The 4,073-nt window shown below is 57.6% G+C and carries 3 protein-coding genes; all 3 read right to left on the reverse strand.

Annotation, left to right across the window (positions count from 1 at the left end):
• On the reverse strand, positions 1-2,609 hold a 2,609-nt coding region (locus ACOSYY_RS05420; RefSeq protein ID WP_421661246.1), incomplete at its 3' end, for an efflux RND transporter permease subunit.
• Positions 2,609-3,820 (reverse strand): efflux RND transporter periplasmic adaptor subunit, encoded by a 1,212-nt coding sequence (locus tag ACOSYY_RS05425; protein ID WP_421661247.1) that lies wholly within the window; start codon positions 3,818-3,820, stop codon positions 2,609-2,611. The genes ACOSYY_RS05425 and ACOSYY_RS05420, both read right to left, overlap by 1 nt.
• The coding region (locus tag ACOSYY_RS05430) for a TolC family protein (protein WP_421661248.1) at positions 3,817-4,073 on the reverse strand (257 nt) is incomplete at its 5' end. The genes ACOSYY_RS05430 and ACOSYY_RS05425, both read right to left, overlap by 4 nt.

The following is a 4,073-nucleotide window of genomic DNA, read 5'->3' on the forward strand; positions in this document are numbered from 1 at the left end:
TTGGCCCGCTCCATGTTCTCAAAGGATCCGCCCCACGCGACCGTGTACCCGGTCGGCAACACCACATGCGCGGCAATCTTCTGCTGAGCTTCTGCGACCAGACTGCCGATGTCGCGCCCCATGGTGTTGAACCCGATCGAAACATATCGCTGGAGCCGTTCCCGGCTGATGCGGCCCGGTCCTTCCTCCAACTGCACGGTTCCCAGATCGGCCAGCGGGATGAGCGCCCCGGATCCATCGCTGAGCAGTATGTTGCTGATGGTTTCAACGCTGTCGCGGTATTGTTCGGGGAAACGGACAAACAGGTCGAACCGCTGCTGCCCCTCGTACACACGGGTGGCGGCTTGACCGCCGATCGCCGTGGTGATGATCTCACGCACATCGGCCACGTTGATCCCGTGTCGTGCGATTTTGCTCCGGTCGATATCGATGGTGAGATACGGTTGTCCGAAGAGCTGCTCCACCTTGATGTCCCGCACGCCGCGCACCGTTCCGAGCAAGCCGGCGATCTCGTCCGCTTTGCTCCGCAGGACCTCCAGATCGTCTCCGAACAGTTTGACGGTGGCTTCCGACCGGACACCGGAAATCAACTCATCGACCCGTTGTTGGATCGGCTGACTGATAAGAAACGTGGCTCCGGAAACGCTTGTCAAACGCTCACGGAACTTCTGCATCAGCTCCGGCATAGTCTTTGCTGTAGTCCATTGATCCAGAGGACGAAGCCGGACGACCGGATCGCTCTCGTTCGGCTCCTGAGGATCATTCCCCAATTCAGTTCGGCCGATCTTGGAGACCACCATTTCGACTTCCGGAAATTCCATGATCGCCTGCTGCATGCGTTTTTCAATCTCGATGGAGGCGGGAAGGGACACGCTCGGCAGACGAATGGTTTGAGGAGCGACCGATCCTTCGTTGAGAATTGGAATAAATTCGGTCCCCAGTGATGGAACCAACGCGAGCGCCCCGATCAATGCGCCGATGGCCATCACCAGCACGGCGGTTCGATGTCCAAGGGCCCATCGAAGCGCCGGCGCATAGATGCCCTTGGCGTGCCGAACGATCCATGGATCTTCCTCACTGCCTTGTTTGAGCGCCAAGGAACAAAGAACAGGCGATAGCGTCAGCGACAACACCAGCGACACCATCAGCGCGATCATGATGGTATAGGCAAGCGGCTTGAACATCTTCCCTTCCATTCCTTGCAGAGACAGAAGGGGCAGGAAAACAAGAATAATGATGAGAATGCCGAACACCACCGGTTGTCCGACTTCCTTCACCGCATTCGTGACGAGTTGCAGCCTGGGAATGGTGGCGGCAGAATGGTGCGAAAGATGACGATAGACGTTCTCCACCACGACGACCGATCCATCGACGATCATACCGATCGCGATCGCCAGTCCTCCGAGCGACATCAGATTGGCGGTCAGCCCGATTTGCCCCATGACGATAAATGTGGCCAGCGGCGCCAACACCAGCGTGCCGACGACGATCAAGGCGCTGCGAATGTTCCCAAGAAAGAGGAATAAGACGACGATCACGAGCACGACGCCTTCCCCCAGCGACTTGTAGACCGTATTCAACGCTTCGGTGATCAGTTCGATACGGTCGTAAAACGGCACGATGCGCATTCCGTCGGGCAACAGATTTTTCTCGTGAATATCGTTAATACGAGCCTTGAGACCTCCGACAACATCCCGAGCGTTACCGCCCCGCAACATGAGCACGATCCCGCTGACCACTTCGCGATCTCCGTTCAGAACCGTCGCCCCATGCCTGACGGCATGGCCGATCACGACTTGCGCCACGTCGGAGACATAGACCGGCGTTCCACCGGTTTCCTTGACCACGATACGTTCAATGTCCTGAAGCGAGCGGATCAACCCGATCCCGCGCACGATGTACTTCTCGGCATGTTTTTCCAGAATATTTCCGCCGGCGTTGGCGTTATTTCTCGCCACCGCATCGAACACCTCGCGAAGCGTCAGACTGTATTTCCGCAGCATGCCCGGCTCGACCAATACCTGATACTGTTTGACGTACCCGCCCATCGAATTGACGTCGATGACCTCCGGTGTACTTTTCAGCAGAGGCCGGATCACCCAATCTTGAATCGTCCGCTGTTCGATCAAGCTCTGTTGCTCCGCGTCGGCTTTCACAACGGAACCTTGCGGCTTCTCCAGATAATATTGAAATACCTCGCCCAAGCCCGTGCTGTTCGGCACCAGCATCGGTTCCGCGCCGGACGGAAGCTGTTCCTCCACTTCAAGCAGTCGTTCGAGGACCAGTTGGCGAGCCAGGTTGATGTCCATGGAATCGTCAAACACGATCGTAATGAGCGACAGACCGACTTTCGTGAGGGAACGCATTTCCGTGAGAGACGGCACCCCAGTGAGCTGCAGCTCGAGCGGATAGGTCACCAGACGTTCGACTTCGGCCGGAGAGAGACCGGGGGCCTTCGTCACGACCTGTACCAGAATGCTGGTCACATCGGGAAAGGCATCGATCGGAATGGTCCGAAAGGCATAGATCCCTCCGGCTCCGATCATGAGCGCGCTGATGATGATGAGCATCCGTTGACGCAAGGAAATGTCGAGGAGGCGGGAGACCATCAGACGGGTTTCTTCAGCAACTCGGACTTCAAGACAAACGCGCCGTTCGTCACGACCGGTTCTCCTTCGTTCAGGCCGCCAAGGATGGCGGTGACCGTCCCATTGGATTCGCCGATGTGCACTTCCCGCAACTCATACTCGTTTGCGGCGCGTTGCACGAAGACGAAGGTGCGTCCCTGATCGCGTTGCAACGCGGCTTCCGGCACCGCCAGTTGATCGGGCTGTGCGTCGGAAAAGAGTCGAATCGTGGCGAACATTTCCGGCTTGAGCCGCCCATCCCGATTGGGCAATTCAATTCTGAGCTGCATGGTGCGCGTGACAGGATCCAACACATCGGCGACGTAGGCAATTGTGCCTTTGAACACGTCTTTCGGATAGGCGTTGATCCGCACTTCCTGGGTACCGCCCGACGCATGGATAGCATGGACGAACGGAATGTCCTTCTCCGGAATATTGGCTTGAACCCAGACTTCCGAAAGATCCGCGATCACGAACAGATTCTCCGTGGTCTCGACCACTTCACCTCGCGTCAACTTGCGTCCGATGATACGGCCGGCGAAGGGTGCCACGATCGGCACGACGGATCGAATCTGTCGACTGCGGTCGAGACGGCTGAACTCTCCCTCATCCATGCCGAGCAACTTCAGCCGATCACGCGACTCATGGGCCTCCGCCTGAGTGCTCAAGAGATCGGCCTGTCGGCGTTGGGCTTCTGCCTCGCCAATGACCTGCTCCCGCAGGAGAAATTGAGCTCGGCTGTATGCCTGCTCGGCGACGTGGAGCTTGGCCTTGGCCTTGAGATAGGCAGATTGGGCCAGCCCGAGCTCGCTGCTGTAGATGATGGCCAGGGAAGCATTGGCTTTCACTTCTTGCCCGAGTTCTGCATACACTTCGACCACTCGCCCGCGAACCAGCGTCGTGATCTCCGCCATGTTCCGTTGATTGGGTTGAACGCTCGCAGGAAAATCCCGGTGCGTTCGAAAGTCACTGCGCGTCACTGGTTGGACCATCAGTCCCACGCGTGACGATTCTTCTGTCGACAACGTAATGAGACCTGGAGCCGAGATTGCCACAGGCGATTTGCTCGCCACCACATCGCTCGGGGTCCCATCGCAGCCTGATTCCATCACGATCAAACAGAACAGGAGACCCAGCGCGCCTCGCCTGATGGGTAACGATGGAGCCCGCACTGACTCGATTGATCTTTTCACAATGTCCCCCCTACCGCCTGTTCAAGCCGAGCCAGCGAGACAGAGAGGTCGTGCCGTGCTTGAGCATAGTCCACTAAGATCTGCCGCTGCACGCGTTGGGCATCGAATACTTCCAGTAAGCTGGACGCTCCCTGCTGGAAACTGAACTGCGCAAGCCGCAAAGCCTCCTGGGCCTGCTTCAGCAACCCCTTATCGAATACATCTATCAACTCCACCGTGGTGCGGACATCCTGATAGTGTTGATGGACGGCTC

Source organism: Nitrospira sp. BLG_2 (genome assembly GCF_049222245.1).